The organism is Pseudomonas putida (assembly GCA_041071465.1).
Classification (GTDB): Bacteria; Pseudomonadota; Gammaproteobacteria; order Pseudomonadales; family Pseudomonadaceae; genus Aquipseudomonas; species Aquipseudomonas putida_P.
Window position 1 is genome coordinate 749,365 of the sequence record CP163498.1, and the last position, 24,370, is coordinate 773,734.

Annotated in this window: 17 protein-coding genes and 4 pseudogenes; 11 read left to right on the forward strand and 10 right to left on the reverse strand. The window is 62.1% G+C overall.

Annotated features, from left to right (window positions below; genetic code table 11):
• The first annotated feature begins 132 nt into the window (after positions 1 to 132).
• On the forward strand, positions 133 to 1,464 hold the full coding sequence (gene rimO / locus AB5975_03490) for a 30S ribosomal protein S12 methylthiotransferase RimO (protein ID XDR20998.1): 1,332 nt from the start codon (positions 133 to 135) through the stop codon (positions 1,462 to 1,464).
• Between the two features lie 71 nt (positions 1,465 to 1,535).
• On the opposite strand, the gene AB5975_03495 is transcribed toward rimO, so the two are convergent.
• The 4 genes and pseudogenes from AB5975_03495 to AB5975_03510 form a co-directional block, all read right to left on the reverse strand.
• Positions 1,536 to 2,285 (reverse strand): hypothetical protein, encoded by a 750-nt coding sequence (locus tag AB5975_03495; protein ID XDR20999.1) that lies wholly within the window; start codon positions 2,283 to 2,285, stop codon positions 1,536 to 1,538.
• A gap of 54 nt (positions 2,286 to 2,339) precedes the next feature.
• Positions 2,340 to 4,091, reverse strand: coding sequence for a DUF5666 domain-containing protein (locus tag AB5975_03500; protein ID XDR21000.1), 1,752 nt, complete (start codon positions 4,089 to 4,091; stop codon positions 2,340 to 2,342).
• Positions 4,088 to 4,932 (reverse strand): annotated as a pseudogene (locus AB5975_03505) (DUF6502 family protein). Before AB5975_03505 ends, AB5975_03500 begins: the two are co-directional and overlap by 4 nt.
• A gap of 84 nt (positions 4,933 to 5,016) precedes the next feature.
• On the reverse strand, positions 5,017 to 5,667 hold the full coding sequence (locus AB5975_03510) for a hypothetical protein (GenBank protein ID XDR22914.1): 651 nt from the start codon (positions 5,665 to 5,667) through the stop codon (positions 5,017 to 5,019).
• Positions 5,668 to 5,877: 210 nt separating this feature from the next.
• Between AB5975_03510 and AB5975_03515 the strand changes: the two genes are divergently transcribed.
• The 4 genes from AB5975_03515 (at position 5,878) to tsaA (ending at position 8,373) form a co-directional block, all read left to right on the forward strand.
• Positions 5,878 to 6,345, forward strand: a complete 468-nt coding sequence (locus tag AB5975_03515) for a GNAT family N-acetyltransferase (protein ID XDR21001.1) — start codon at positions 5,878 to 5,880, stop codon at positions 6,343 to 6,345.
• Positions 6,346 to 6,452: 107 nt separating this feature from the next.
• Positions 6,453 to 7,163, forward strand: a complete 711-nt coding sequence (locus AB5975_03520) for an rRNA pseudouridine synthase (protein XDR21002.1) — start codon at positions 6,453 to 6,455, stop codon at positions 7,161 to 7,163.
• 49 nt (positions 7,164 to 7,212) lie between these two features.
• Entirely contained in the window at positions 7,213 to 7,674 is a 462-nt protein-coding gene (locus tag AB5975_03525; GenBank protein ID XDR21003.1) for a DUF1456 family protein, read from the forward strand.
• Between the two features lie 6 nt (positions 7,675 to 7,680).
• On the forward strand, positions 7,681 to 8,373 hold the full coding sequence (gene tsaA / locus AB5975_03530; GenBank protein XDR21004.1) for a tRNA (N6-threonylcarbamoyladenosine(37)-N6)-methyltransferase TrmO: 693 nt from the start codon (positions 7,681 to 7,683) through the stop codon (positions 8,371 to 8,373).
• Between the two features lie 63 nt (positions 8,374 to 8,436).
• On the opposite strand, the gene AB5975_03535 is transcribed toward tsaA, so the two are convergent.
• From AB5975_03535 to AB5975_03550, 4 genes and pseudogenes are all read right to left on the reverse strand, one after another.
• Positions 8,437 to 9,759 carry a dicarboxylate/amino acid:cation symporter gene (locus tag AB5975_03535; protein XDR21005.1) on the reverse strand — a complete coding sequence of 441 codons (1,323 nt, stop codon included), beginning with the start codon at positions 9,757 to 9,759 and terminating at the stop codon, positions 8,437 to 8,439.
• 318 nt (positions 9,760 to 10,077) lie between these two features.
• Positions 10,078 to 11,423: pseudogene (locus tag AB5975_03540) on the reverse strand (ATP-binding protein).
• Positions 11,420 to 12,097: a response regulator gene (locus AB5975_03545; GenBank protein XDR21006.1), complete on the reverse strand. Its 678-nt coding sequence runs from the start codon at positions 12,095 to 12,097 to the stop codon at positions 11,420 to 11,422. Before AB5975_03545 ends, AB5975_03540 begins: the two are co-directional and overlap by 4 nt.
• 130 nt (positions 12,098 to 12,227) lie before the next feature.
• Positions 12,228 to 12,833, reverse strand: coding sequence for an outer membrane protein (locus AB5975_03550; protein XDR21007.1), 606 nt, complete (start codon positions 12,831 to 12,833; stop codon positions 12,228 to 12,230).
• 130 nt (positions 12,834 to 12,963) lie between these two features.
• Between AB5975_03550 and AB5975_03555 the strand changes: the two genes are divergently transcribed.
• Both AB5975_03555 and AB5975_03560 read left to right on the forward strand, forming a co-directional pair.
• Positions 12,964 to 13,755: a dienelactone hydrolase family protein gene (locus AB5975_03555; protein ID XDR21008.1), complete on the forward strand. Its 792-nt coding sequence runs from the start codon at positions 12,964 to 12,966 to the stop codon at positions 13,753 to 13,755.
• 74 nt (positions 13,756 to 13,829) lie between these two features.
• Positions 13,830 to 14,530, forward strand: a pseudogene (locus AB5975_03560) (4'-phosphopantetheinyl transferase).
• A 3-nt stretch (positions 14,531 to 14,533) separates the two neighbouring features.
• Here AB5975_03560 and AB5975_03565 read toward each other — a convergent pair.
• On the reverse strand, positions 14,534 to 16,141 hold the full coding sequence (locus AB5975_03565; GenBank protein XDR21009.1) for an ATP-binding protein: 1,608 nt from the start codon (positions 16,139 to 16,141) through the stop codon (positions 14,534 to 14,536).
• Positions 16,138 to 16,836, reverse strand: coding sequence for a response regulator (locus tag AB5975_03570; GenBank protein ID XDR21010.1), 699 nt, complete (start codon positions 16,834 to 16,836; stop codon positions 16,138 to 16,140). The genes AB5975_03565 and AB5975_03570 overlap by 4 nt, the downstream gene beginning before the upstream one ends.
• Before the next feature lie 782 nt (positions 16,837 to 17,618).
• On the opposite strand from AB5975_03570, the gene AB5975_03575 reads away from it, so the two are divergent.
• The 4 genes and pseudogenes from AB5975_03575 to AB5975_03590 all read left to right on the forward strand — a co-directional run bounded on the left by AB5975_03575 (position 17,619) and on the right by AB5975_03590 (position 24,304).
• On the forward strand, positions 17,619 to 20,498 hold the full coding sequence (locus AB5975_03575) for a ribonucleoside-diphosphate reductase subunit alpha (GenBank protein XDR21011.1): 2,880 nt from the start codon (positions 17,619 to 17,621) through the stop codon (positions 20,496 to 20,498).
• A gap of 138 nt (positions 20,499 to 20,636) precedes the next feature.
• Complete coding sequence (locus AB5975_03580; GenBank protein ID XDR21012.1) at positions 20,637 to 20,822, forward strand: hypothetical protein; 186 nt, start codon at positions 20,637 to 20,639, stop codon at positions 20,820 to 20,822.
• 447 nt (positions 20,823 to 21,269) lie between these two features.
• Positions 21,270 to 22,520: a ribonucleotide-diphosphate reductase subunit beta gene (locus tag AB5975_03585; GenBank protein ID XDR21013.1), complete on the forward strand. Its 1,251-nt coding sequence runs from the start codon at positions 21,270 to 21,272 to the stop codon at positions 22,518 to 22,520.
• 546 nt (positions 22,521 to 23,066) lie between these two features.
• Positions 23,067 to 24,304: pseudogene (locus AB5975_03590) on the forward strand (OprD family porin).
• Positions 24,305 to 24,370: the final 66 nt, after the last annotated feature.

Below are 24,370 nucleotides of genomic sequence, written 5' to 3' on the forward strand. Positions count from 1 at the left end.
TCGTATTTCTGCTGGTCAAGCGCTCTTGCGCTCGCTAGAATTGCGCACTTTTTGATCAGAGGCGCCCAAAGCGCCCGTCAAGATCGCCCGCGATTCCGGCCGGGCGACCTGCATTCAATACCGAGGTTAGTCATGTCCACCACGCCCGCCACCCCCAAGGTAGGTTTCGTAAGCCTGGGTTGCCCAAAAGCCCTGGTCGATTCCGAGCGCATCCTGACCCAGCTGCGCATGGAAGGCTATGAAGTCGTGCCCACCTACGAGGACGCCGACGTTGTGGTGGTCAACACCTGCGGCTTCATCGACAGCGCCAAGGCCGAGTCGCTGGAAGTGATCGGCGAAGCGATCAAGGAAAACGGCAAGGTCATCGTTACCGGCTGCATGGGCGTAGAAGAAGGCAGCATCCGCGACGTGCACCCGAGCGTGCTGTCGGTCACCGGCCCGCAGCAGTACGAGCAGGTAGTCAACGCCGTGCACGAAGTGGTGCCGCCGCGTCAGGACCACAACCCACTGATCGACCTGGTGCCGCCACAGGGTGTCAAGCTGACCCCGCGCCACTATGCGTACCTGAAAATTTCCGAAGGCTGCAACCACAGCTGCAGTTTCTGCATCATCCCGTCGATGCGCGGCAAGCTGGTCAGCCGCCCGGTGGGCGAAGTGCTGAGCGAGGCCGAGCGCCTGGTGAAGGCTGGCGTGAAGGAGATCCTGGTGATTTCCCAGGACACCAGCGCCTACGGCGTCGACGTCAAGTACAAGACCGACTTCTGGAATGGCCGCCCGGTCAAGACCCGCATGCTCGAGCTGTGCGAAGCGCTGAGCAGCCTGGGCGCCTGGGTCCGTCTGCACTACGTGTACCCATACCCGAACGTGGACGACGTGATCCCGCTGATGGCCGCCGGCAAGATCCTGCCGTATCTGGACATCCCGTTCCAGCACGCCAGCCCGAAAGTGCTCAAGTCGATGAAGCGCCCGGCCTTCGAAGACCGCACCCTGGCGCGCATCAAGAACTGGCGCGAGCAGTGCCCTGAGCTGGTGATCCGCTCTACCTTCATCGTCGGCTTCCCGGGCGAGACCGAGGAAGACTTCCAGTACCTGCTGGACTGGCTGACCGAGGCCCAGCTCGACCGCGTTGGCTGCTTCCAGTACTCACCGGTGGAAGGCGCCCCGGCCAACGACCTGGGCCTGGAAGAAGTGCCGGACGACATCAAGCAAGAGCGCTGGGACCGCTTCATGGCCCACCAACAAGCCATCAGCACCGCCCGCCTGCAACTGCGCATCGGCAAGGAAATCGAGGTGCTGATCGACGAAGTCGAGGAGCAGGGTTCGGTTGGCCGCAGCTTCTTCGATGCCCCGGAAATCGACGGCAGCGTGTTCATCGACGGTGACCATGGCTTCAAGCCAGGCGACAAAGTGCGTTGCCGTGTCGTGGATGCCGACGAATACGACATGTGGGCAGAGCCTATCTAAAACGGCTGAAACATGAAAAGCCCCTGCCCCGGCACTCCCCACCAGGAACTACCGGCGCAGGGGCTTTTTTGTCAGAACGTGTGAAATAGCATCAGGCCGCCCTCGGCATCCGGGCTTGCATCCGAGAAGCCTTTGACCACGTAGAGTTGTACTTTCCACTGCTGGTTGAGCTTGTGGGTGAGGAACAGCGTCAGTTCCTGGATCTGCGATCCGGTCGAGACCACTTTTTGCCGCCAATCATAGGAAGCACCTGCCGAAGTGCCCGCAGCCACGGGTAGCGCAAAGCCGAGGCTGGCAAATACCGGGTCGTCGAAGTTGCTGTCGGGTGGGTCACCGAACTTCTTCCAGCCCAGCGTGGCGAACCCGGTGACCAGGCCAAAGCCCTTGGTGATGTCGACCTGGGCGGTGTAGTCGTACTCACCGGTGCCCAGGCACTGGTCTTCATCGGCGGTGGGGAATTTGACCTTGCCGATCAGGTCCAGCATCAGGCCACCGTCACTGCCATCGAGCAGCGCATAGCCGGCGCTGGCAACCGTGTCGCCCAGCCCGCTTTCCACGTCCCGGCAACCGCCAGGCAAGGGGTCACCACTGGGGCCGACTTCGGGGTTGGTGATGCGCAACCAGGGCACAGTTACCTTGTAGGTCATAGGGCCGGTCTCGTACTTGCCGACCACCGGCATGTACCAGATTTCCGACGTGGTGCCGGTGCCATAGTCGCCACTTGAATAGTCCATGCCGATGGCGGCGCTGAAGGTATCGGCCAAGGCCGAGGCACTGGTGCATGACAGCAAGCAAGCGAAAAGAGGGAGCGCTGGTCTCATCTGCACCTCAGTACCCTTTTGGGAAGTGTGGTCGGACTTACCCAGCCTAGTTGGCTAACGCCCGGATCGCTCTGGATGCTCGACTTTTTCGGCAGTCTCGACCTTTTCCGGCTTTTCGACTTTCTCGATTTTTTCTACTTTCTCCGGCAGCTCAACTTTCTCTACCTTTTCGACTCTTTCTACTTTCTCAACCTTCTCAACTTTTTCAGGCTTTTCGACTTTCTCTACCTTTTCTACTTTCTCTACTTTCTCTACTTTCTCTACTTTCTCTACCTTCTCTACTTTCTCTACCTTCTCTACTTTCTCTACCTTCTCTACCTTCTCTACTTTCTCTACCTTCTCTACCTTCTCTACCTTCTCTACCTTCTCAGGCTTTTCGACCTTTTCGCCCTTATCGACCTTCTCGACCTTTTCGACTTCGACCTTTTCCACCCGATCAGAACTTCCGCTGTTACTCCGCTCGGCCTGCTCCACAGCGTCGAGGTGTTCCGACTTTCCAGATTTTTCCACGCCACCCCCGCTGCCATGGCCACTGGAGTCGTCAACGGCACTGCGCCCACGGTGATCATCACTGGCTTCATTGCGCACGCTGGTCGCATCGCTTGCGCCATGATCACTGTTGCTGGAGCCGCCGGAGCTGCTCCTTTCCTGCTCGCCATCGTGCCCCGAATGGCTTCTGTCCGGATTGTCGATACGGTCTCCCTGGAACTCCACACGGGTTGCCCGCAACTCGTGAGTACCACTGAGTACCCCGCTTACCCGCACACGTTGATCAAGCGCCAACGTCGCAGGCTGCCTGCCAACAATTACAGTGCCTTGCCCCAACGTCACATTGATGCCTGCAACCACCAGTTGCCGTGCCTGAGTGCGCTGCACCAAACCTTCGACCACTGCCTGCTGGACTCGGCCAGCAAAAGGCAGGCTCGGGTCGGGGCGGGTTTGCGCCACTTCCAGCTGGCGCCCGGTCCACTGGCCGCGCACCAGCACTTCCCGTGCAGGTGCCACACGGGTACCCAGCTTCAACCCCTGAAGGTTGCCAGCACGATCTACCGCACCGATGGCGCTGGCCTCCCTCAACCCCGGAGCCCGTTCGATACGGGTCGCCACCACTTCGCCCCGGGCATCACGCAGGCCGCTGACCCTCACGGGCTCGCCCGGGCGCAGCCCTTCAGCCACCCGCGCGCCAGCGGCAAGCCGCACAGGTTGGCCCATGACTCGCAGGGGGGCCGAGGCATTGGGCAGCGCCGTTAGCGGCCCTTCGAAGACGTTGAGGATCGAAATGCGCCCTGCTTGCAGACCACGCTGGGTGGCGAACGCCTCCACCGCCACCACTTGCCCGATCGCCAGGTGACCACTGCTGGCAGGCGCCCCGTTTTCACTCACCGGTACGTCCTTGCCATAGTGCACCTCCATGCCATTGACGCAGATCGAGGCGAACCCGGTGATAGTGCCGACAATACCTGTGCCGCCCGTACCGCCCGGGCGCTGGATCGGCGCACCGGTACCGCCTACCCCACCGTGGCTGTGATCGAAGTAGGTACCGTCCACACCTTCCGCCACCGCCCCAGTACCACCCGTGCCACCGGGGCGTTGCTGGAGTGGCGCGCCGGTACCACCGACACCACCCGCCCTGGCCCCGGTACCGCCCACGCCGCCGGGAAACTGCATACCTGCAGCACCGGCCATACCCACCTCGTCCCGGCTGACACACACCGGCGCCGCAACCACCTCGGCAGGCGCTATCAGGTTCAACCCGAAAACCAGGGCGAACGTGACAGCACTGAGGCAGCGCGCAAGAAGAGTCATGGGCCGGGTGTCTTCGACGAATCGGGATCGGTAGCTTCAGTGTAGAAATAAAGCCCGACAGTGATGCGCTGGCGTTGCTCGGCACTGGGCTCATCGACGCTTTCCAGCTCGGCTGCAAGGTGGCTGAAGGCAAGCAGCGTCTGCATGCCATCCTTGGCGACCACCTCACGCACATGCTCGACACTTGCCAGGCTCAGGGCGTCGTAGTGCACGCTACGTTCAAAAAATGGTTGGCCGTCGTCACTGAGGTTGTGCACTGCTGCGCAGGCATGGTCATGCAGGTTGTGGCCGAAGTAGGCGGCTTTTTCATCAAAGCCCTTTTGCGGCACGAATGCCTGAGCTTGCAGGTGAACGCAATCCTGCTCGTCGAGCCGCACCACACCCAGGCGCAACCATTCATCCAGCACCACCCGGCCGCGGATATCGGTGCTGACCTTGGCCACCAGGGCATCAAATGAGCAATCCCCCCCACGCTGGCCAGCCTCGGCAGCGCCAGTGCCTGACCAGGTACGGAACAGAATGGCGCAGTGGTAGTCCAGACGCTGACCAGCTGTGCGCCTAGCGTGATATTCGCGGGCAGGGCCGCAAGCACCGTATCGCCCTCGCTGCGCAGCCGTCGAACATCCTTACGATGTACGCCTGTAAGCAGGCTGATGCGGCTGTCACTTGGTGCGGTGTCGTTCAGACGAAACTCGCGATGCGCAACCTCGACGAACACTTCCTTGAGCAGGTCGGCGAACATCGTGTAGGTCACCCCCTTGCGTAGCATCAAACGCACCAAAGGGCGCATGACACGCCGCAGCGCGCTTAACATCGAGGGGGGTAAGGCGGGCGATTGCATTGAGCGCATTCCTTGACATATGAATCCTGCTCATACAAAACCCGTCCGCTGGGTTTTGTACGGGCCGCTTCGAATCAGCGCCAATCAGCTTCTGCTGTTGTCATCACCCGGTTCGCCACCCACATGGTTGCCGTGATCATCGCCAGGTTCACCACCAACATGATTGCCGTGATCATCGCCAGGCTCGCCGCCGACATGATTGCCATGATCATCCCCGGGCTCACCGCCAACATGGTTGCCATGATCGTCACCGGGCTCACCGCCAACGTGGTTGCCGTGATCATCACCGGGCTCACCACCCACGTGATTGCCATGATCGTCACCTGCTTCAGCATGACTGCTGCTGCGCCCAGAGTTCGAGTTGCCGTCGTGGCCCTGGCCATCATGGCCGCTGCCACTGTTGCCGTTGCCGGCATGGCCGCCGCCGTCGCCTCCACTGCCGTGGCCGCCGCCACTGCCACTTCCACCGCCACCACCGTGGCCACCGCCGCCGCTTCCGCCGCCACCTCCATGGCCACCGCCACCGCCGCTTCCGCCGCCACCTCCATGGCCACCGCCACCACCGCTTCCGCCGCCACCTCCATGGCCACCGCCACCGCCGTGGCCACCACCGCCACCACCGCCGTCTTTGGCGTAGGCACTGGAGCCATGAGTAATCGAATCAGGGATCAAGACAATGGATGTCGACAGCACGCCCGCTACGGCAGCCGCGAGTAAAGCCTTCTTGAACAGCAGGTGGATTTGCATAGTCCGTCTCCAGGTCTTCGCCACGAGAACGCCAAATCAGTCAGGAATTCTGCTTTCGGTTTTTTCTTTTCTTTGCGTGGGATTTTTTCCCACGTTTAATTAATAGACCTCCATACCCCGAGCTTCAAGCGCTGCGCGAACCAGCCGACCGGTGGTTGGCCTGCTATGTTTTCCCTACCGTCACGGAGGAATACCGGCATGCCTGCGCTACTGACGCTGCAAACCCCGCGCTTGTGCGACTACAGCGAATTGGTACAGGTATGGGAGGATTCGGTACGCGCCACCCACGACTTCCTGCCAGAGAGCTACATCCTGCTGCTGCGCGAACACGTGCTGCGCCGCTACCTCGACGCAGTGATGCTGATTTGCTGCAAGGACCGACAACGGATCTGCGGTTTCGCCGGGGTCGCCAACGGGCGGGTGGACATGCTGTTCGTCGCACCTACCCACCGTGGCCAAGGTGTTGGCAAGCGCCTGCTGCGCTATGCCATCAACGAACTGAATGCCGAGTGCCTGGACGTCAACGAACAAAACCCGCAAGCGCTGGGCTTCTACCTGCATGAAGGATTTGAAGTCATCGGCCGTTCGCAAACCGATGGCTTGGGCCAGCCCTACCCTCTGCTGCACATGAGGTTGGTGCGAAGCGCACCTTGTGGCGGCGCCTGAATGTGCCGCGCCAAGTATCCAAAATGGCGCATCTGACACAGATTCCCATCATCAATCGCGCACGGGCAGGTACAATGGAGGTCTTTCCCTGCCTTGCGAATTGCCCCATGTCCGAACCCGTCCGCCTGTCCAAACGCCTCATCGAGCAGCTCGGCTGCTCCCGCCGCGAGGCCGAGCAGTACATTGAAGGAGGCTGGGTTACTGTCGATGGCGTGGTGGTCGAGCAGCCGCAGTTCAAAGTCGAACAGCAGCGCGTCGAGCTGCTGCCGGGCGCCCGTGCCGAAACCCTGGAGCCAGTGACCCTGCTGCTGAATCAGCCGGCCGGCGTGGACAGCGAAACCGCTCGTGCCAGCATGAACATGGCTAGCCTCAGCGAAGCCCACCGCGAAGGCGTGCGCGCCCTGCACGGGCATTTTGCCCGGCAGGACTGCGTGGCACCGCTGGAGCGTGGGGCCAGCGGCCTGCAGGTGTTCACCCAGGACTGGCGGGTAACCCGCAAAGTCGAGGCGGACCTGCGTCGCCTGGAGCAGGAATTCATCGTTGAAGTGCGCGGCGAGACCACGCCTCAGGCGCTGGAGCGCCTGGCGCGCGGGGCCACGCGCAATGACCGCGAGCTGCCCAAGGCCAAGGCCAGTTGGCAGAACGAGACCCACCTGCGCATGGTGTTGAAAAACCCACAACCAGGGCAGATTTCCGAGCTTTGCGCCTACCTGCGCCTCGAGCTCATAAGCATGCGCCGCATTCGCCTGGGTGGCGTGTCCATGGGCAAGCTGCCTTTGGGCCAATGGCGCTACCTGGCCACTACCGAACGTTTCTAAGCAATGCGCCGCGCTGGAACGCGCGGCACCTGAACAGGATTCTGCAGCAATGAACCACAACGACGTCCTGCGCAGCCTGCGCTACATGCTCAAGGTGAACGACGCCAAGATGGCCGAGATCATCGGCCTCTCTAGCCTCGAAGTGAACCCGCTGGTGCTGGCCACCTACCTGAAAAAAGAAGAAGAGGAAGGCTTCGTGCGCTGCCCTGAACGGGTGATGGCGCACTTTCTCGACGGCCTGGTAATACACCGCCGTGGCAAGGACGACAGCCGCCCGCAGCAGCCGGTCGAGCTGCCGGTGACCAATAACCAGATCCTCAAAAAACTGCGGGTGGCCTTCGAGCTCAAGGAAGAGGACCTGCACGCGATCCTCAAGTCGGTCAACTTCCCGGTCAGCAAGCCTGAGCTCAGCGCACTGTTCCGCAAGGCTGGCCACGATAACTACCGCCCTTGCGGCGACCAGTTGCTGCGCAACTTCCTGAAGGGCCTGACCCTGCGCGTGCGCGGCTGAGTGGCCATGCAGCATACGGTTGCCCCGGTCGGCATCGTCCGCTCCTGTTTCAAGGAGAAGTTCGCCATCCCGCGCCAACCCCAGCTGGCGCCTGCCGCGCGTGGTGTACTCGAACTGCTGCCACCGTTCGACCAGGGTGATGCGGTCGAGGGCCTGGAGCAGGTCAGCCATGTCTGGTTGCTATTTCTGTTCCACCAGGCCCTGGAGGACAAGCCGCGCCTGAAGGTGCGGCCACCGCGCCTGGGCGGCAACAAAAGCATGGGGGTGTTCGCTACCCGCGCCACCCACCGGCCCAATGGTATCGGCCAGTCGGTGGTGCGCCTGGAGGGCGTGGAGCCCGGGCGCCTGCTGCTGTCAGGCATCGACTTGCTCGACGGCACGCCGGTGCTGGACATCAAACCCTATGTGCCCTACGCCGACAGCATCGCTGGCGCCGGCAACCAGATGGCCAATGCAGCGCCTGTGGCAATTGCCGTGCAGTGGGCCGACAACGCCCTGCCCCAGGCCCGCGAGCATGCCTTGCGCCTGGGCGAGCCGCTGGTGGAGCTGATCGAGCAATGCCTGGCGCAGGACCCACGGCCGGCTTATCAGGTACCTCCGGCCGAGCGGGTTTACGGGGTGAGGTTCTGGGACGTGCAGGTGAGGTGGCATTACCCGCAGCCGGACTCGATCCGGGTGCTGGAGGTTGTGCTGGCCTGACGCGAAGACCGCGCATGAAAAAGGCGACCCTGGGGTCGCCTTTTTCGTTTTACCGCAGCGCGATCAGCGAGCCGGGCCTTCGGCCACACCCAGGTCGTCGGTCGGACGCGCATCGACCAGCGGCGCACCACCGGAAGCCAGTTCCGAAGCCAGCTTGTCGTTGTCCATTTCCTTGACCCACTTGGCCACTACCACGGTAGCAACGGCGTTGCCCACCAGGTTGGTCAGGGCGCGGGCTTCGGACATGAAGCGGTCGATGCCGAGGATCAGCGCCAGGCCGGCAACCGGCAGGTGGCCAACGGCCGACAGGGTTGCGGCCAGGACGATGAAGCCCGAACCGGTAACGCCGGCAGCACCTTTGGAAGCTACCAACAGCACCAGCAGCAGGGTGATCTGGTGAGTGATGTCCATGGTGGTGTCGGTCGCCTGAGCGATGAACACCGCAGCCATGGTCAGGTAGATCGAGGTACCGTCCAGGTTGAACGAGTAACCGGTCGGGATGACCAGGCCCACCACCGACTTCTTCGCGCCCAGGCGCTCCATCTTGGCCAGCATGCGTGGCAGGGCCGACTCCGAGGACGAAGTACCCAGTACGATCAGCAGTTCTTCACGGATGTAGCGGATCAGCTTGAGTACGCTGAAACCGTGGGCACGGCAGATACCGCCCAGCACCACCAGCACGAACAGCAGGCAGGTGATGTAGAAGCAGGCCATCAGGTAGCCCAGCTGCACCAGCGAGCCAACGCCGTACTGGCCGATGGTGAAGGCCATGGCACCGAAGGCGCCGATCGGGGCAAGCTTCATGATCATGTTGATGATGTTGAACATGACATGGGCGAAGCGGTCGATCATGTCCAGCAACGGCTTGCCGTAGCTGCCCAGGCGGTGCAGGGCGAAGCCGAACAGCACCGAGAACATCAGCACTTGCAGGATGTCGCCGTTGGCGAAGGCGCCGACCACGGTGTTGGGGATGACGTTGAGCAGGAAGCCGACGGTGGTCTGCTGCGCGCCGGCGGCGGCATAGGCAGCCACGCTGCTGGCATTCAGGGTGCTGACGTCGATGTGCATGCCAGCGCCGGGCTTGACCACGTTGACGACGACGAGGCCGATGATCAGGGCGATGGTGGAGACGATTTCGAAATACAGCAGCGCGTAGCCGCCAGTCTTGCCGACCGACTTCATACTCTGCATGCCGGCGATGCCGCTGACCACGGTACAGAAGATGATCGGGGCGATGACCATCTTGATCAACTTGACGAAGCCGTCACCCAGGGGTTTGAGGGCGACGCCCGTTTCCGGGTAGTAGTGGCCGAGCAGGATGCCGATGGTGATGGCAATGATCACCTGGACATACAGGGATTTGTACAGCGGCTGACGTGTCGTCATGGCTCATTTTCCTCAAGTGTGCCGGTTCACCCTTCCCAGGGTGGTGGGGCACCTGAATCGCTAACCCTCCTGCACTTGGAGGGATTTGTCGTTGTGTTCGAGCTGCCTGGGCAGGCCTCTGCGAAGTTCAATAGCAAGGGTGGTGCCAAAATGCCCACGAAGGGTGCAAGGGCCGTATTTGCTAGGGATAAATGCCCAACGACAGGGCGATTTGGCGGAGGAAGGCTGGCGGATTTCCGCCCGATGGCGGGATTTGTACAGGGGGGGCTGGCGGAAATCCGCCCTTGCTGGGCCGCCCTTGGTGGGAGGCCAGCGAAATCAATCGAGATTGAAGGTGATCCTGAACGCCGCGCCGCCCAAAGGCGAATCCCCAGGCTCAGCTCGGCGTCATAGCTGTCGACGATATCCTTGACCACCGCCAACCCGATGCCCTGCCCCGGGTGCTGGCTGTCCAGCCGCTCCCCGCGCTCGAGAATACGCTCACGCTGGTCGGCGGGCACCCCCGGCCCATCGTCCTCGATGCACAAGGTCAACTGCCCTGGCGTCTGCTCCAGGCTCACCCGCACCTGGCCCAGACTCAGCCGGTAGGCGTTTTCCAGCAGGTTGCCGAGCATTTCCAGCAACGCACCCTGCTCCATCGGCACCTGCGCCGCATCGGGCAACGCCAGCACCACGCTCACCCGTTTATCCCGGTAAACCTTGGCCAAGGTGCTGCACAGGCTGTCGAGCAGCGGCCGCAACCTCACGCTGTGGCGTACCAGGCCACTCTTGCGCAGGCTGGCACGTTGCAGTTGGTAGTCGATCTGCTGGCTCATGCGCTCGATCTGGCTTTGCAGCACCCGCGCCTGCTCGCGCTCGCCGCTGCGTTGCTGCAGGCTTTCACCCACGCCCTGCAGCACTGCCAGCGGCGTCTTCAGGCTGTGCGCCAGGTCATCCAGCGAGTCACGGTAGCGCGTGCGTTGCTCACGCTCACTGCGCAACAGGCGGTTGAGCGAGCGGGTCAGGCGCAGCAGCTCGCGAGGGTGCTCGCCGCTCAGGCCCTCGCGCACGCCCGATTCCACCTCGTCCAGCTCATGGCTTAGCCGGCGCAACGAGCGCAGGCCCCAGGTCAGGCCAGCCCACAGCAGCACCATGAGCGCCAGCAATGCAGCGCCGAACCCCAGGTAGAGCTTTTCGCGCAGGCCATTGAGGGTAGCCTTGTACTCACTAAGCGGTTGCAGGGCGACAATGCTGTAAGCGGCGCTCTGACCACCCAGCAGCTTGATCTCGACGTCGTACACGAAGAACTCTTCGCCGTCGGACTGGTGAATGCGGGCGAACTCGTTGCCGCGCCCGTCATAGCGCGGGCGGTAGTTGATGTGCCGGTCAGCGGTGGCACGCGACTGCCAGACCAGGTTGCCATCACGGTCGAAAATATAGCCAAGCAGCCCGGTGTACGGCAGGTTATAGCGCTCGTCCGGGAGCAACGCAGGCATCTGCAACTGCCCATGTTCGATACGCGCAGCGGAAATCAACGTGGTCACATCCGAAGCCAGGCGCTGCTCGATCGATTCCTGCAGGGCCAGGCTGAAGGCCTTTTGCAAGGCCGGCAGCAGTGCCAGCATGAACAGCAGTGCCAACACTGCGGCAGCCAGCATCAGGCGCACCCGCAGCGAGCGGATCATCGGCAGCGCTCGGTGAACAGATAGCCCAGGCCACGCACCGTGTCGATGGGTTTGAAGCCGTGCGCGCCTTCAAGCTTGCGGCGCAGGCGGCCAACCAGCACTTCTATGACATTGGGGTCGCGCTCCTCATCCCCAGGGTACAGCTGCTCCATCAGTCGGTCCTTGGCCACTACCTGCTGATGATGGCGCATGAGGTATTCGAGAATGCGGTATTCGTAGGCGGTCAGTGCCAAAGGCTGTTCGTCGAGGGTGGCCTGCTTGCGGTTGAGGTCGAGCACCAAGGGGCCTGCGGCAATGGTTGACTGGGTAAAGCCACTGGAGCGGCGCAACAGGGCATTGAGCCGCGCTTCGAGCTCTTCGAACTGAAACGGCTTGACCAGGTAGTCGTCGGCACCGGCGGCCAGGCCTTCGACCTTGTCCTGCCAGTTGCCTCGAGCGGTAAGGATAAGAATGGGGAAGGTCTTGTCCTGGCTGCGCAGGCGCGTGATCAGCTCCAGTCCACTGATACCAGGCAGGCCCAGGTCGACGATGGCCAGGTCGAAGTGGTATTGCCCAGCCTGGTACAGCGCCTCCTCGGCGTCGGCAACGGCTTCGACCACATGGCCACTTTCGCCCAGGCGGGTGTAGAGGTGATGGCGAAGCAGGGCTTCGTCCTCGACCACCAGCAGTTTCATGTGCAGCTCCTTGTGTGTATTGCCTATACCGGCCTCTTCGCAGCACAAGGCTGCTCCTGCAGAAACATCACCCCTGCAGGAGCAGCCTTGTGCTGCGAACGGGCCGGTACAGGATAACGCGGCTCGCCGATCAGAACTTGTAGCTTGCTGCCAGATAGGTCTGCGCGCTGCTGGTCAGGCGCAGAGTGCCGTCCTTCGGCCCGCCATGCGCACCCACTTCGGTTGCAGCATTGGTGCGCAGGTAACGGTAGCCCAGTTCGACCGAGGCCTTGTCGGTGATGTCCTGAATCACGCCGGCCTGCAGGCCGTAGGCATAACCGTAGTCGGTATCGCGGCTGGCGCCTGGCGACTCCTGGCTGAGCTTGGTCATGCCCAGGCTGCCACCGCCGAACAGTTTGGTGGTATCGCCCACCGGCAGGAACAGGTCATAGCTGCCCAGCAGGTTTTCCTGGCGCAATTTCAGGCCGCTGTGGTCGCCCGAGACATTGTCATAGGTCATGTAGTAGCGGCCTTGGTCGTTGATCTTGCCCACACGCACACCCCAGGTGTTGTCCTTGCCAATGATACCGTCGGCGTTGAGGTGGTCGGTGTTGCGCTGCAGCAGGCCGGATTTGCGAACTTTGTCGCTGGTCTGGCCGTAGGTCAGGCTGGCGAAGTTATCGTCTGCGGCCTGGGCGGAGGTGATGCCAGCGGCGCAGACGGCCATGGCGGCAAGCAGGGTATTGAAGGTTTTCATGGCTGGATACTCTAGTTGGGTGCGCTGTTTCGGTCTGGAAGCTAGAGTAAGCAGGGCACCCTGAACCGCGACTGAACCCTGGCTGAACCCCGGCTGAACGAACCGATTGCAGAACAAGGAGTAGTGACCCATGCGTGCCCTGCTGGCCTTGACCCTGATGTGCAGCGCCGTCCTCGCCCAAGCGGCGGTACAAACCCGCGAAATCCCCTACCAGGATGCCGACGGCAACCGCCTGGTCGGCTATTACGCCTACGATGATGCCGTCGAGGGCAAGCGCCCCGGCATCGTCGTGGTGCATGAATGGTGGGGGCTGAACGACTACGCCAAGCGCCGTGCCCGCGACCTGGCAGCACTGGGCTACAACGCGCTGGCCATCGATATGTATGGCGACGGCAAGCACACCGAGCACCCGCAGGACGCCCAGGCGTTCATGGCCGAAGCGATGAAAGACCCGGCAGCGGCAGCCAGGCGCTTCGACGCCGGCCTCGAGCTTTTGAAGCTGCAACCGAACACCAACAAGCATGAGCTGGGTGCTGTCGGCTATTGCTTCGGTGGCAAGGTGGTCCTCGATGCCGCGCGGCGCGGCGAAAAACTGGACGGTGTGGTGAGCTTTCATGGCGCCCTGGCCACCCAGACCCCGGCAAAACCTGGCGTGGTGCGGGCCGATATCCTGGTCGAGCATGGTGCGGCGGACAGCATGGTCACGCCGCAGCAGGTTGAGGCGTTCAAGGCCGAGATGGATGCTGCGAAGGCCAACTACCAGTTCGTCAGCATTGAAGGCGCCAAGCACGGGTTTACCAACCCCGATGCTGACCGGCTGAGCCATGGCGACCATGGTGGGCCCGACATTGGCTATAACAAGGCGGCGGACGAAAGCTCCTGGGCGGATATGCAGGCGTTCTTCAAGAAGGTATTCAAATAAAGATTGTCGCGGGCCGCTTGCGGCCCCGGCAATCCCACCTCCCACACCGCCGCTGCGGCTGGCACAATAGCGCCATGAACACTCTCCCAGCCTGCTGCGCCCCACTCCAGCACCACTGGCCCTTGCCCCGCCCGCTGCCCGGCGCGGTGCTGGTCAGTTGCACGTTCGACCCTACCCGCCTGGCACCCGACGATTTCCAGCGCGCCGGCATCGTGCCAAGTGCCAGCCTGCAACGCTCGGTGGCCAAGCGCCAGGCCGAGTACCTGGCCGGTCGCGTATGTGCCCGCGCCGCGCTGCAGCGCCTGGACGGCCGCGACTACGTACCGGCTACCCATGAGGACCGCTCGCCCATCTGGCCAGCCGGCATTCACGGTTCGATCACCCATGGCCAGGGCTGGGCCGCCGCAGTGGTCGCCGCCGAAGGCAGTTGCCAAGGCCTTGGGCTGGATCAGGAAGCCCTGCTCGATGACGAGCGTGCCGAGCGGCTGATGGGCGAAATTCTCACCGCGGCCGAGCTGGAGCGCCTGGACAGCCACCAGCTCGGCCTGACGGTAACCCTGACCTTCTCGTTGAAGGAAAGCCTGTTCAAGACCCTCTACCCGCTGACCCACCAGCGCTTCTACTCGAGCACGCCGAAGTACTCGACTGGTCCGCCGAAGGCCTGGCGCGCCTGCGTCTGCTCACCGACCTGTCGCCGCAATGGCGGCACGGCGCTGAGCTTCAGGGCCAGTTCTGCCTGCAGGACGGCCACTTGCTGAGCCTGGTCAGCGTCTGACCTTTACAACGGTGCCTGCTGCCGGGGCCAGTTGAGGCTGAAGCAGGCGCCACCCAACGCGGCACTGCGCCCAACCGAAGCCCTGCCCGCGTGCCAGTAGATGATCCGCCGTACGATCGACAAGCCCAGGCCATGCCCGCCCGAGGCACGGGTACGGCTGTCATCAAGGCGGGTAAATGGCGTGAAGATGCGGTCCCAGACACCCTCGGGGATCCCAGGGCCGTCATCTTCCACGTCGATACGGCAGCGTTGCTGCCCCAACTGGTAGCTCAGACGCACTTCAGACTCGGCATGGCGCATGGCATTGCCGACCAGGTTCTGCAGGGCCCGGTGCAGGTAACGCGGCTCGGCTTCGACCCAGGCGCCCTCGGCATCCGCGCCCTGGCAGTCACCGCGCACCACCCGCACCTCGGCACGCAACGGCGCCAGCTCTCCGATCACCCGATCGAGCAAGGCATCCAGATCGACCCGCTGGAACTTCAAGGCTGGCGCGCCCTGCTCCAGACGGGCGTAGGTCAGCATCTCGTCCACCAGCTTGTCGAGGTCCTGAATGTCGCCGTCCATGCCGGCCAGGTGTTTGGCCCGGGCCTGCTCAGTCGTGGCACTTTCGATCATTTCCAGGCCAAAGCGCAGGCGTGCCACTGGCGTGCGCAGCTCATGGGACACCGCCCGTACCAACTCGCGCTGCATGGTCAGCGAGCGCTGCAGGTGTTCGGCCATGCCATTGAAGGCAGCGGCCAGGCGCCCTACCGAGTCGGCATCGCCAGCCGGTACGCGGGTATCCAGGCTGCCTTGGGCAATGCGCGTGGCCGCAATCTCCAGCCCTGACACCCGGCGCTCCAGCTGACGCACCAGCAGGTATACCACCAGGCCGATCAAGCACAGGCCTAGGAAGGCAATCAGGATCAGCAACTGCGGCGGGTACGGGTTGAGCTGATACAACGGGCCGATTTCCAGCACCCAGGGAGAGCCCGTCAGCCCTGCGAATACACGGATCGAGTCGCCATCCTTGCCCAGCGCCATCACCGTGTCGCCCTCCTCGACCCGGCGCCGCTGGTCATCGTCCAGGCTGACCCGCTCGATACGCTGCAGGGCGACACCAAAGCCAAAGCCCTTTTCCAGCTTGATCTGGGCCAGGCGCTGCTGCTGTTCGGTTACCGGGTAGCGCACCAGTTCGTCAGCCAATAGATAGAGTGTGGCGCGCGCCAGCTGCTCGCTGATCTGTTTGATCTGCGCAACCAGCATCAGGTCTTCCTGGCCGACCTTGCGCAGTACTTGCGCCGCATGTGGCCCCGTCTTCTCGACTACCACCAGGCCACGGTACAGGCGCGCCCGCTGGCCACCGTCAAGGCTGCGCGCGGTCATTGGCTGCAACGTCAGCGGCACACCAAGCAGGCGCTCCCAGATCAGCAGCGAGCGCTTGCGTTCGGTTTCATTCTGCGTCGCCAGGTTGTCAGCCATCAGGCTGAAGGTTCCCTGGGCCAAGCCCTCGCGGTGCTGTGCGGCGCGTACTTCATTGACCAGGTGCAGGCTGAGCACGCCAAGCAAGGCCACCAGCACCAACACGGCCAGCATGCCGCCGTAGACGCGCAGGAAGATCGAATTGTTCATGGCGCCTCGCCGACAAACAGATAGCCCTTGCTGCGCAGGGTCTTGATCAACCGTGGCTGCAGTGGGTCATCGCCGATCTTGGGGCGGATTTTAGAAATGCGTATATCGATGGAGCGGTCCTGGCCGTCGTAGCCCACGCCCCGCAGTGCGGTGAAAATCTGCTCGCGCGTCAGCACCCGGCCGGCATTGCTGGCCAGCAGCCAGAGCAGGTCGAACTCGGCGCCGGTCAGCTCGATCAATTGTTCGCCCAGGCGCGCCTCGCGCAAGCGGTTGTCGATGTGCAGCGCACCGAAAGCCAGGTCTTGACGTTTGCTGTCCACGGTCTCGCTACGGCGCAGCAGGGCCTGAATGCGCGCCAGCAGCAGGCGTGGGCGCACCGGTTTGCAGACATAGTCATCAGCCCCCAGGTCCAGGCCCTGGACCTGGTCCAGTTCGTCGCTGCGGGCGGTGAGCATCAGGATCGGGCCAAGGTACTGGCTACGCACACGGCGGCAGATGCTCAGACCGTCCTCGCCGGGGAGCATGAGGTCGAGAATGACCAGGTCGGGCTGGCTGTCGACGATGCGCCGCGCGGCGCGGGCTCCATCACCCTCGACACTGACCTCGTAGCCGTTGGCCTGCAGGTACTCGGCAGTGAGGTCGGCCAGACGCTGGTCGTCTTCAACAATGAGGATGCGTGGGGTGGGGTGGTCCATGGCCTCTGCCTTTAATTGTTGTTTTTCTGTTGCCAGTGCGGGCCGTTTCGCAGCTAAAGCCGCTCCCACAGGGACCGCGCCGCTTTCGAAACCTGCGCACTGCCCCTTTAACCTAAAAGCAATATCACAGCCGGATACTACGTCCCGCCCCCGGCACTGCCAACCCACCCACAGCCCCTCGACTGAACCGTTTTTTGTGATAGGGTTCGCGCCCGAAAAAAACTGCCCCGGGGCATCAAGGCGCAGAAAAATACTGCAAACCACTTGGCACAAGGCCTACAGCGAATACCCACCATTCACTCACAAAGTACACACACGTTATCCACAGGCGCTCGCCTTGCAAAGCCCCCAATACCGCATTATCTTGTATCCCGATCGCAGCGAACCACTAGATATAGGGGTTCGTGCAAAATCACACACAAAAGTCAACCCGCAAGATCAAGCGATTTTCCGGGTGGAACTTCAGGTGATTTCAGCAGCCGAACCGCTCCTGCGGAGGCGACCGAGGCAAGCCCTTCCAGGGCCTTGTTCGGGTATGGGTGTTGCAGGCCAGGCCTGGCATCCATCAGCAACAGTTTTTGGGCCCTGCCCAGAACCTTTGACTTCGGCCAGGGAGCGGCAAGCCATTGCCCCTTATTCCTGAGTCTGTCCCGAAGTCGGTACGCCCGCGCGGGCGGACGCGCATGCATTGCGCATCCCCGCCAGGCCATCGAGCAAGTGGACGGAACGGTGGGCGCCCAAAAGGCGCCTGAACAATATAGAAACTGTGGAGACACCCACCCATGCAAACCGACACAACTCGCGAGAACCCGCAGGCCAAGGTGCCGCAGGCCGCCGATTCCAACCAGGATCTGGCCGCCACCGCCCCCGGCCAACTGCGCGTGATCAAGCGTAACGGCACTGTCGTCCCTTACACCGACGACAAGATCACCGTGGCCATCACCAAGGCGTTCCTCGCAGTTGAAGGCGGCACCGCCGCCGCTTCGTCGCGCATCCACGACACCGTCGCGCGTCTGACCGAGCAGGTTACCGCCACGTTCAAGCGTCGCATGCCATCGGGTGGCACCATCCACATCGAAGAAATCCAGGACCAGGTCGAACTGGCCCTGATGCGCGCCGGCGAGCAGAAAGTTGCCCGCGACTACGTGATCTACCGCGACCAGCGTGCCAAGGAGCGTGCCACCCGCGCCAACACCGACGCCGTGGTCGAGCCGCACCCAAGCATCCGCATCACCCTGGCCGACGGCAGCCTGGCTCCGCTCGATATGGCCCGCCTGAACACCATCATCAGCGAAGCCTGCGAAGGCCTGGCCGAAGTCGATGGCGACCTGATCCAGCGCGAAACCCTGAAGAACCTGTACGACGGCGTGGCCATCAAGGACGTCAACACCGCCCTGGTGATGACCGCCCGTACCCTGGTAGAGCGCGAGCCCAACTACTCGTTCGTTACCGCACGCCTGCTGATGGACACCCTGCGCGCCGAAGGCCTGGGCTTCCTCAACGTAGCCGACAGCGCTACCCACCACGAAATGGCCGACCTGTACGCCAAGGCCCTGCCAGCCTACGTCGCCAAAGGTATCGAGTTCGAACTGCTGAACCCGGCGCTGGCCGACTTCGACCTGGAAAAACTGGGCAAGGCGATCAACCACGAGCGCGACCAGCAGTTCACCTACCTGGGCCTGCAGACCCTGTACGACCGCTACTTCATCCACAAGGATGGCGTGCGCTTCGAGCTGCCGCAGGTGTTCTTCATGCGTGTGGCCATGGGCCTGGCGCTGGAGGAGAAAGACAAGGAAGCCCGTGCGATCGAGTTCTACAACCTGTTGTCGTCGTTCGACTACATGGCCTCGACCCCGACCCTGTTCAACGCCGGCACCCTGCGCCCGCAGCTGTCCAGCTGCTACCTGACCACCGTGCCGGACGATCTGTCGGGCATCTACCACGCGATTCACGACAACGCCATGCTGTCGAAATTCGCCGGTGGCCTGGGCAACGACTGGACCCCTGTGCGCGCACTGGGCTCCTACATCAAGGGTACCAACGGTAAATCCCAGGGCGTCGTACCGTTCCTGAAAGTGGTCAACGACACCGCCGTTGCCGTCAACCAGGGTGGCAAGCGCAAGGGCGCCGTGTGTGCCTACCTGGAAACCTGGCACCTGGACATCGAAGAGTTCATCGAGCTGCGCAAGAACACCGGTGATGACCGTCGTCGTACCCACGACATGAACACCGCCAACTGGATCCCCGACCTGTTCATGAAGCGTGTCTTCGATGACGGCAAGTGGACCCTGTTCTCGCCTTCGGAAGTGCCAGACCTGCACGACCTGACCGGCAAGGCCTTCGAAGAGCGCTACGAGTACTACGAAGCCCTGACCGAGTACAACAAGATCAAGGTGTTCAAGACCATCCAGGCCAAAGACCTGTGGCGCAAGATGCTGTCGATGCTGTTCGAGACCGGCCACCCATGGCTGACCTTCAAGGACCCGTGCAACCTGCGTTCGCCGCAGCAGCATGTGGGCGTGGTCCACAGCTCCAACCTGTGCACCGAGATCACCTTGAACACCAACAAGGATGAGATCGCGGTCTGCAACCTGGGCTCGATCAACCTGCCGAACCACATCGTCGATGGCAAGCTGGACACCGCCAAGCTGCAACGCACCGTCAACACCGCTGTGCGCATGCTCGACAACGTGATCGACATCAACTACTACTCGGTGCCGCAGGCGCGTAACTCGAACCTCAAGCACCGCCCGGTCGGCCTGGGCATCATGGGCTTCCAGGACGCACTGTACCTGCAGCACATCGCCTACGGCTCCGACGCTGCCGTCGAGTTCGCCGACAAGTCGATGGAAGCGGTCAGCTACTACGCGATCCAGGCGTCCTGCGACCTGGCCGACGAGCGTGGCGCCTACGAGACCTTCCAGGGTTCGCTGTGGTCCAAGGGCATCCTGCCGCTGGATTCGCAACAGATCCTGATCGAAGCCCGTGGCCAGAAGTACATCGACGTCGACCTGAACGAAACCCTGGACTGGGCGCCGGTACGTGCCCGCGTACAGAAAGGTATTCGTAACTCGAACATCATGGCCATCGCGCCAACCGCGACCATCGCCAACATCACCGGCGTGTCGCAGTCGATCGAGCCGACCTACCAGAACCTGTACGTGAAATCGAACCTGTCGGGCGAGTTCACCGTGATCAACCCGTACCTGGTCCGCGACCTGAAGGCCCGCGGCCTGTGGGACTCGGTCATGATCAACGACCTGAAGTACTACGACGGCTCGGTGCAGCAGATCGAACGTATCCCGCAAGAGCTGAAAGACCTGTACGCCACCGCGTTCGAAGTCGAGACCAAGTGGATTGTCGACGCAGCTTCCCGTCGCCAGAAGTGGATCGACCAGGCTCAGTCGCTGAACCTGTACATCGCCGGCGCCTCGGGCAAGAAGCTGGACGTGACCTACCGCATGGCCTGGTACCGTGGTCTGAAAACCACCTACTACCTCCGTGCCCTGGCCGCGACCAGCACCGAGAAGTCGACCATCAACACCGGCAAGCTCAACGCCGTTTCCAGCGGTGGCGACAGCGCCCCGGTTCAGGCAGCCGGCCCTGCGCCAGTGCCAAAGGCCTGCGCGATCGACGAGCCTGACTGCGAAGCCTGCCAGTAAGGCCTGAATGCCGCGCGGGGTGCCTACGGGTGCCCCGCGCGGCATTTTTGTATCCGCGCATCAGAGAAATCTTGCCCTTTGCCCACCGCTCGCGCGGCTCGGTAAAAGAACAAGACCTCTCGAACAGGACATTAGCCCATGGCGCGGAAAAAAAAGAAAACTCGCAAGATTGGTCGCAATGCTGAAACCGGGCGTTTCACCACGGTCGCAGAAGCACGCAACAACCCCAAGACACACATTGTCGAAACGCTGCACACCCGTGGCAGCGGCCTCGTGTCGCATGGGGGTGTGAAGCGCCCCCAGGATTGCAGCAGCGCCGCATGATCGCCGGGGCCGCTTTGCGGCCCTATCGCGACACAAAGCCGAGCTTACAAAGATCGCGCCAACACCACATAATGTGTGAAAAAAATAAAATGGCACAATATGTAGTGTCATTCGCATTTTGCCGCTACACTCCCTCCCCGTAGCAAACGACACGAACCAGGTGAACGGACGCACGCAATTCCGGTCGAAATAGTTACGCTCGCCCGCAAGAGACGCGCCCCGATCGAAGGCGAAATCCCTATATACTTCGCCCCCTCTGAAAAGAGCACCTTTCAATTGTCCTGGCCCCTCCCAGAGGCCTGGCCAGGTACAAGCCAGAACACATTCAGATGTAAACGAGAGTCAGCCTCTCGAGCTGTCCATTCGCCGTTACGGCCTTGCGTCAGGCATCACATTCTTAAAATCCAACCGGTTGCCCCAGGGCGACCCTCAAGCAGGAGCCAAACCATGCTGAGCTGGGACGAATTCGACAAAGAAGACGGCGAAGTAGCCGCCAAAGGCAATACCCCTGCGCAGGCCGCTGCCGCCGCCACTCTCGACAAGCTCGACAGCGCCGGTGGTGCCGCCGCCCTGGAAGCCCGTGCGGCCACCGCTTCTGACTCCGAAGCCGTCAAACGTGCCAAGGCTGCCCTGGATGCCCTCGACGTTGCCGAAGGCCTGGCCGAGCTGGAGGGTTCCTCGGCCCGTGTTGCAGTTGACGAAAAACGCATGATCAACTGCCGCGCCGACCTCAACCAGCTGGTACCGTTCAAGTACGACTGGGCCTGGCAGAAGTACCTGGACGGCTGCGCCAACCACTGGATGCCGCAAGAGGTCAACATGACCGCCGACATCGCCCTGTGGAAGAGCCAGGACGGCCTGACCGAAGACGAGCGCCGCATCGTCATGCGCAACCTGGGCTTCTTCTCCACCGCCGACTCGCTGGTTGCCAACAACCTGGCCCTGGCGGTGTACCGCCTGATCACCAACCCCGAGTGCCGCCAGTACATCCTGCGCCAGGCCTTCGAAGAGGCGATCCACACCCACGCCTACCAGTACTGCATCGAATCGCTGGGCATGGATGAAGGCGAGATCTTCAACATGTACCACGAGATCCCGTCGGTCGCGAAAAAAGCCGCCTGGGGCCTGAAGTACACCCGCGCCATCTCCGACCCGGAATTCAACACCGGCACCGTCGAAACCGACAAAGAGCTGCTGCGCAACCTGATCGCCTACTACTGCGTGCTGGAAGGCATCTTCTTCTACTGCGGCTTCACCCAGATCCTGTCCATGGGCCGCCGCAACAAGATGACCGGCGTGGCCGAGCAGTTCCAGTACATCCTGCGTGACGAGTCGATGCACCTGAACTTCGGTATCGACGTGATCAACCAGATCAAGATCGAAAACCCGCACCTGTGGGACGCGGCGATGAAGGAAGAAGCGACCCAGATGATCCTGCAAGGGACCCAGCTGGAAATCGAATACGCCCGTGACACCATGCCACGCGGCGTGCTGGGCATGAACGCGGCGATGATGGAGGATTACCTCAAGTTCATCGCCAACCGCCGTCTGACTCAGATTGGTCTGAAAGAAGAGTACCCAGGGACTACCAACCCGTTCCCTTGGATGAGCGAAATCATGGACTTGAAGAAGGAGAAGAACTTCTTTGAGACGCGCGTGATCGAGTATCAGACTGGTGGTGCACTGAGCTGGGACTGATCGTCCGGGCTGAGCATCGAGAAGGCTGCCGAATGGCAGCCTTTTTTTTTGCTGGAATGGCTTGGCAATGTGCTCTGTGAGATGACGCTGAGCCCTTCGCAGCAACTGTCCTGCATCATCACTCAGGCTGCCCCTTCAGGGACTGTGCAAGCCTTGGAGCTTAAGCGAAGTCATCGTATGTCTTTGTAGAAGGCATGATAGAGCCGCTACACCTCATTATTCGAGTGCCGGGCCTATAATCAATAGGCCATTACACGTTGACAGCCTACCTCGGCCTTGCTAATAATCGCCCACAGTTGTACGACAACACATAACAAAAACAACAATCAGTGGACGATCCCATGTCGACACCCATCCCGCTGCATCCACGTCTGTTGCACATCCCTCTACCCCCAACTGGCTGGCGTACGCCCATCAGTACCTAGCGGCCCGTTTCCGCGCTTTCACCCCTGGCCCTGACCGGCCCGTTACCTACCCGCCCCTACCGCAGGCCGCTCGCGCGTGCCCGGTGGACGGGCTGCCATACCCTTCGGGAGCACAACAATAATGAGAGTCTGCCATACCCTGCCTTTCGCCCTGTTGGGCGCCGGTGTCATCGCTGGCCTGCCGGGCACCAGCCTGGCTGCTGGATTTGTCGAAGACAGCAAGGCTACGCTCGGGCTGCGTAACTTCTACATCAACCGTAACTTCACCAACCCCAGCAACCCGCAAAGCAAGGCCGAGGAATGGACGCAAAGCTTCATCCTCGATGCGCGGTCGGGATTCACCCAAGGGCCGATCGGGTTCGGGTGGATGTGCTGGGGCTATGGTCGGTAAAGCTCGATGGCGGCGGCGGCACTTATGGTACAGCGTTGCTCCCGCGCCACGACGATGGCAAGCCAGCAGACGACTACGGGCGCCTGGCAGTCGCAGGCAAGGCACGGATCTCCAAGACCGAACTGAAAATCGGCGAGTGGATGCCGGTGCTACCGATTTTGCGTTCGGACGACGGGCGCTCGCTGCCGCAGACGTTCCGTGGCGGGCAAGTCACCTCCAACGAGATCGCCGGGTTGACGTTGTATGGCGGCCAGTTCCGCGGCAACAGCCCGCGTAACGACGCCAGCATGGAAGACATGAGCTACGGCGGCGGGGTGTCAGACCGCTTCAACTTCGTCGGTGGCGAGTACAAATTCAACCAGGACCGCACGCTGGTGGGGTTGTGGAATGCGGTACTGAAGGACGTGTATCAGCAGCAGTATCTGCAAGTGAGCCATAACCAGCCAGTGGGTGACTGGACCCTGGGCGCCAACCTGGGCTACTTCCAGGGCGATGAGGATGGCTCCGAGCGCGCCGGGCAGTTGGACAACAAGACCTACTCGGGGATGTTCTCGGCCAAGTACGGCGGCAGCACGTTCTGGGTGGGGCTGCAGAAAGTTGATGGCGATACCTGGATGCGGGTCAACGGCACCAGCGGCGGGACCCTGGCCAACGACAGTTACAACTCCAGCTTCGACAATGCCAACGAACGCTCGTGGCAGGTGCGCCATGACTTCAACTTCGTGACGGTCGGGGTGCCGGGGTTGACCTTGATGAACCGCTATATCAGCGGGCGCGATGTGCATACCGGGTCGGTCACTGATGGCAAGGAGTGGGTGCGCGAGACGGAGCTTGCGTATGTGATCCAGAGCGGGGCGTTCAAGGACTTGAGTGTGAAGTGGCGCAACTCGTCGATTCGGCGGGATTACAGCAACAACGAGTTCGATGAGAACCGGTTGATCTTCAACTACCCGTTGTCGTTGCTGTAACCCGCTCAACCCGGGCCCTTGTAGGAGCGGCCTTGTGTCGCGATCGGGGTGCGAAGCGCCCCCAGG

Excerpts from the sequence above, each read along its gene's own strand:
- AB5975_03550 (XDR21007.1), bottom strand. The coding sequence starts at position 12,833 with ATGAAAACCTTCAATACCCTGCTTGCCGCCATGGCCGTCTGCGCCGCT.
- AB5975_03565 (XDR21009.1), bottom strand. The coding sequence starts at position 16,141 with ATGAACAATTCGATCTTCCTGCGCGTCTACGGCGGCATGCTGGCCGTG.
- AB5975_03515 (XDR21001.1), top strand. The coding sequence starts at position 5,878 with ATGCCTGCGCTACTGACGCTGCAAACCCCGCGCTTGTGCGACTACAGC.
- AB5975_03570 (XDR21010.1), bottom strand. The coding sequence starts at position 16,836 with ATGGACCACCCCACCCCACGCATCCTCATTGTTGAAGACGACCAGCGT.
- AB5975_03500 (XDR21000.1), bottom strand. The coding sequence starts at position 4,091 with ATGACTCTTCTTGCGCGCTGCCTCAGTGCTGTCACGTTCGCCCTGGTT.
- AB5975_03575 (XDR21011.1), top strand. The coding sequence starts at position 17,619 with ATGCAAACCGACACAACTCGCGAGAACCCGCAGGCCAAGGTGCCGCAG.
- AB5975_03495 (XDR20999.1), bottom strand. The coding sequence starts at position 2,285 with ATGAGACCAGCGCTCCCTCTTTTCGCTTGCTTGCTGTCATGCACCAGT.
- AB5975_03580 (XDR21012.1), top strand. The coding sequence starts at position 20,637 with ATGGCGCGGAAAAAAAAGAAAACTCGCAAGATTGGTCGCAATGCTGAA.
- AB5975_03535 (XDR21005.1), bottom strand. The coding sequence starts at position 9,759 with ATGACGACACGTCAGCCGCTGTACAAATCCCTGTATGTCCAGGTGATC.
- AB5975_03545 (XDR21006.1), bottom strand. The coding sequence starts at position 12,097 with ATGAAACTGCTGGTGGTCGAGGACGAAGCCCTGCTTCGCCATCACCTC.
- AB5975_03555 (XDR21008.1), top strand. The coding sequence starts at position 12,964 with ATGCGTGCCCTGCTGGCCTTGACCCTGATGTGCAGCGCCGTCCTCGCC.
- tsaA (XDR21004.1), top strand. The coding sequence starts at position 7,681 with ATGCAGCATACGGTTGCCCCGGTCGGCATCGTCCGCTCCTGTTTCAAG.
- AB5975_03525 (XDR21003.1), top strand. The coding sequence starts at position 7,213 with ATGAACCACAACGACGTCCTGCGCAGCCTGCGCTACATGCTCAAGGTG.
- AB5975_03585 (XDR21013.1), top strand. The coding sequence starts at position 21,270 with ATGCTGAGCTGGGACGAATTCGACAAAGAAGACGGCGAAGTAGCCGCC.
- rimO (XDR20998.1), top strand. The coding sequence starts at position 133 with ATGTCCACCACGCCCGCCACCCCCAAGGTAGGTTTCGTAAGCCTGGGT.
- AB5975_03520 (XDR21002.1), top strand. The coding sequence starts at position 6,453 with ATGTCCGAACCCGTCCGCCTGTCCAAACGCCTCATCGAGCAGCTCGGC.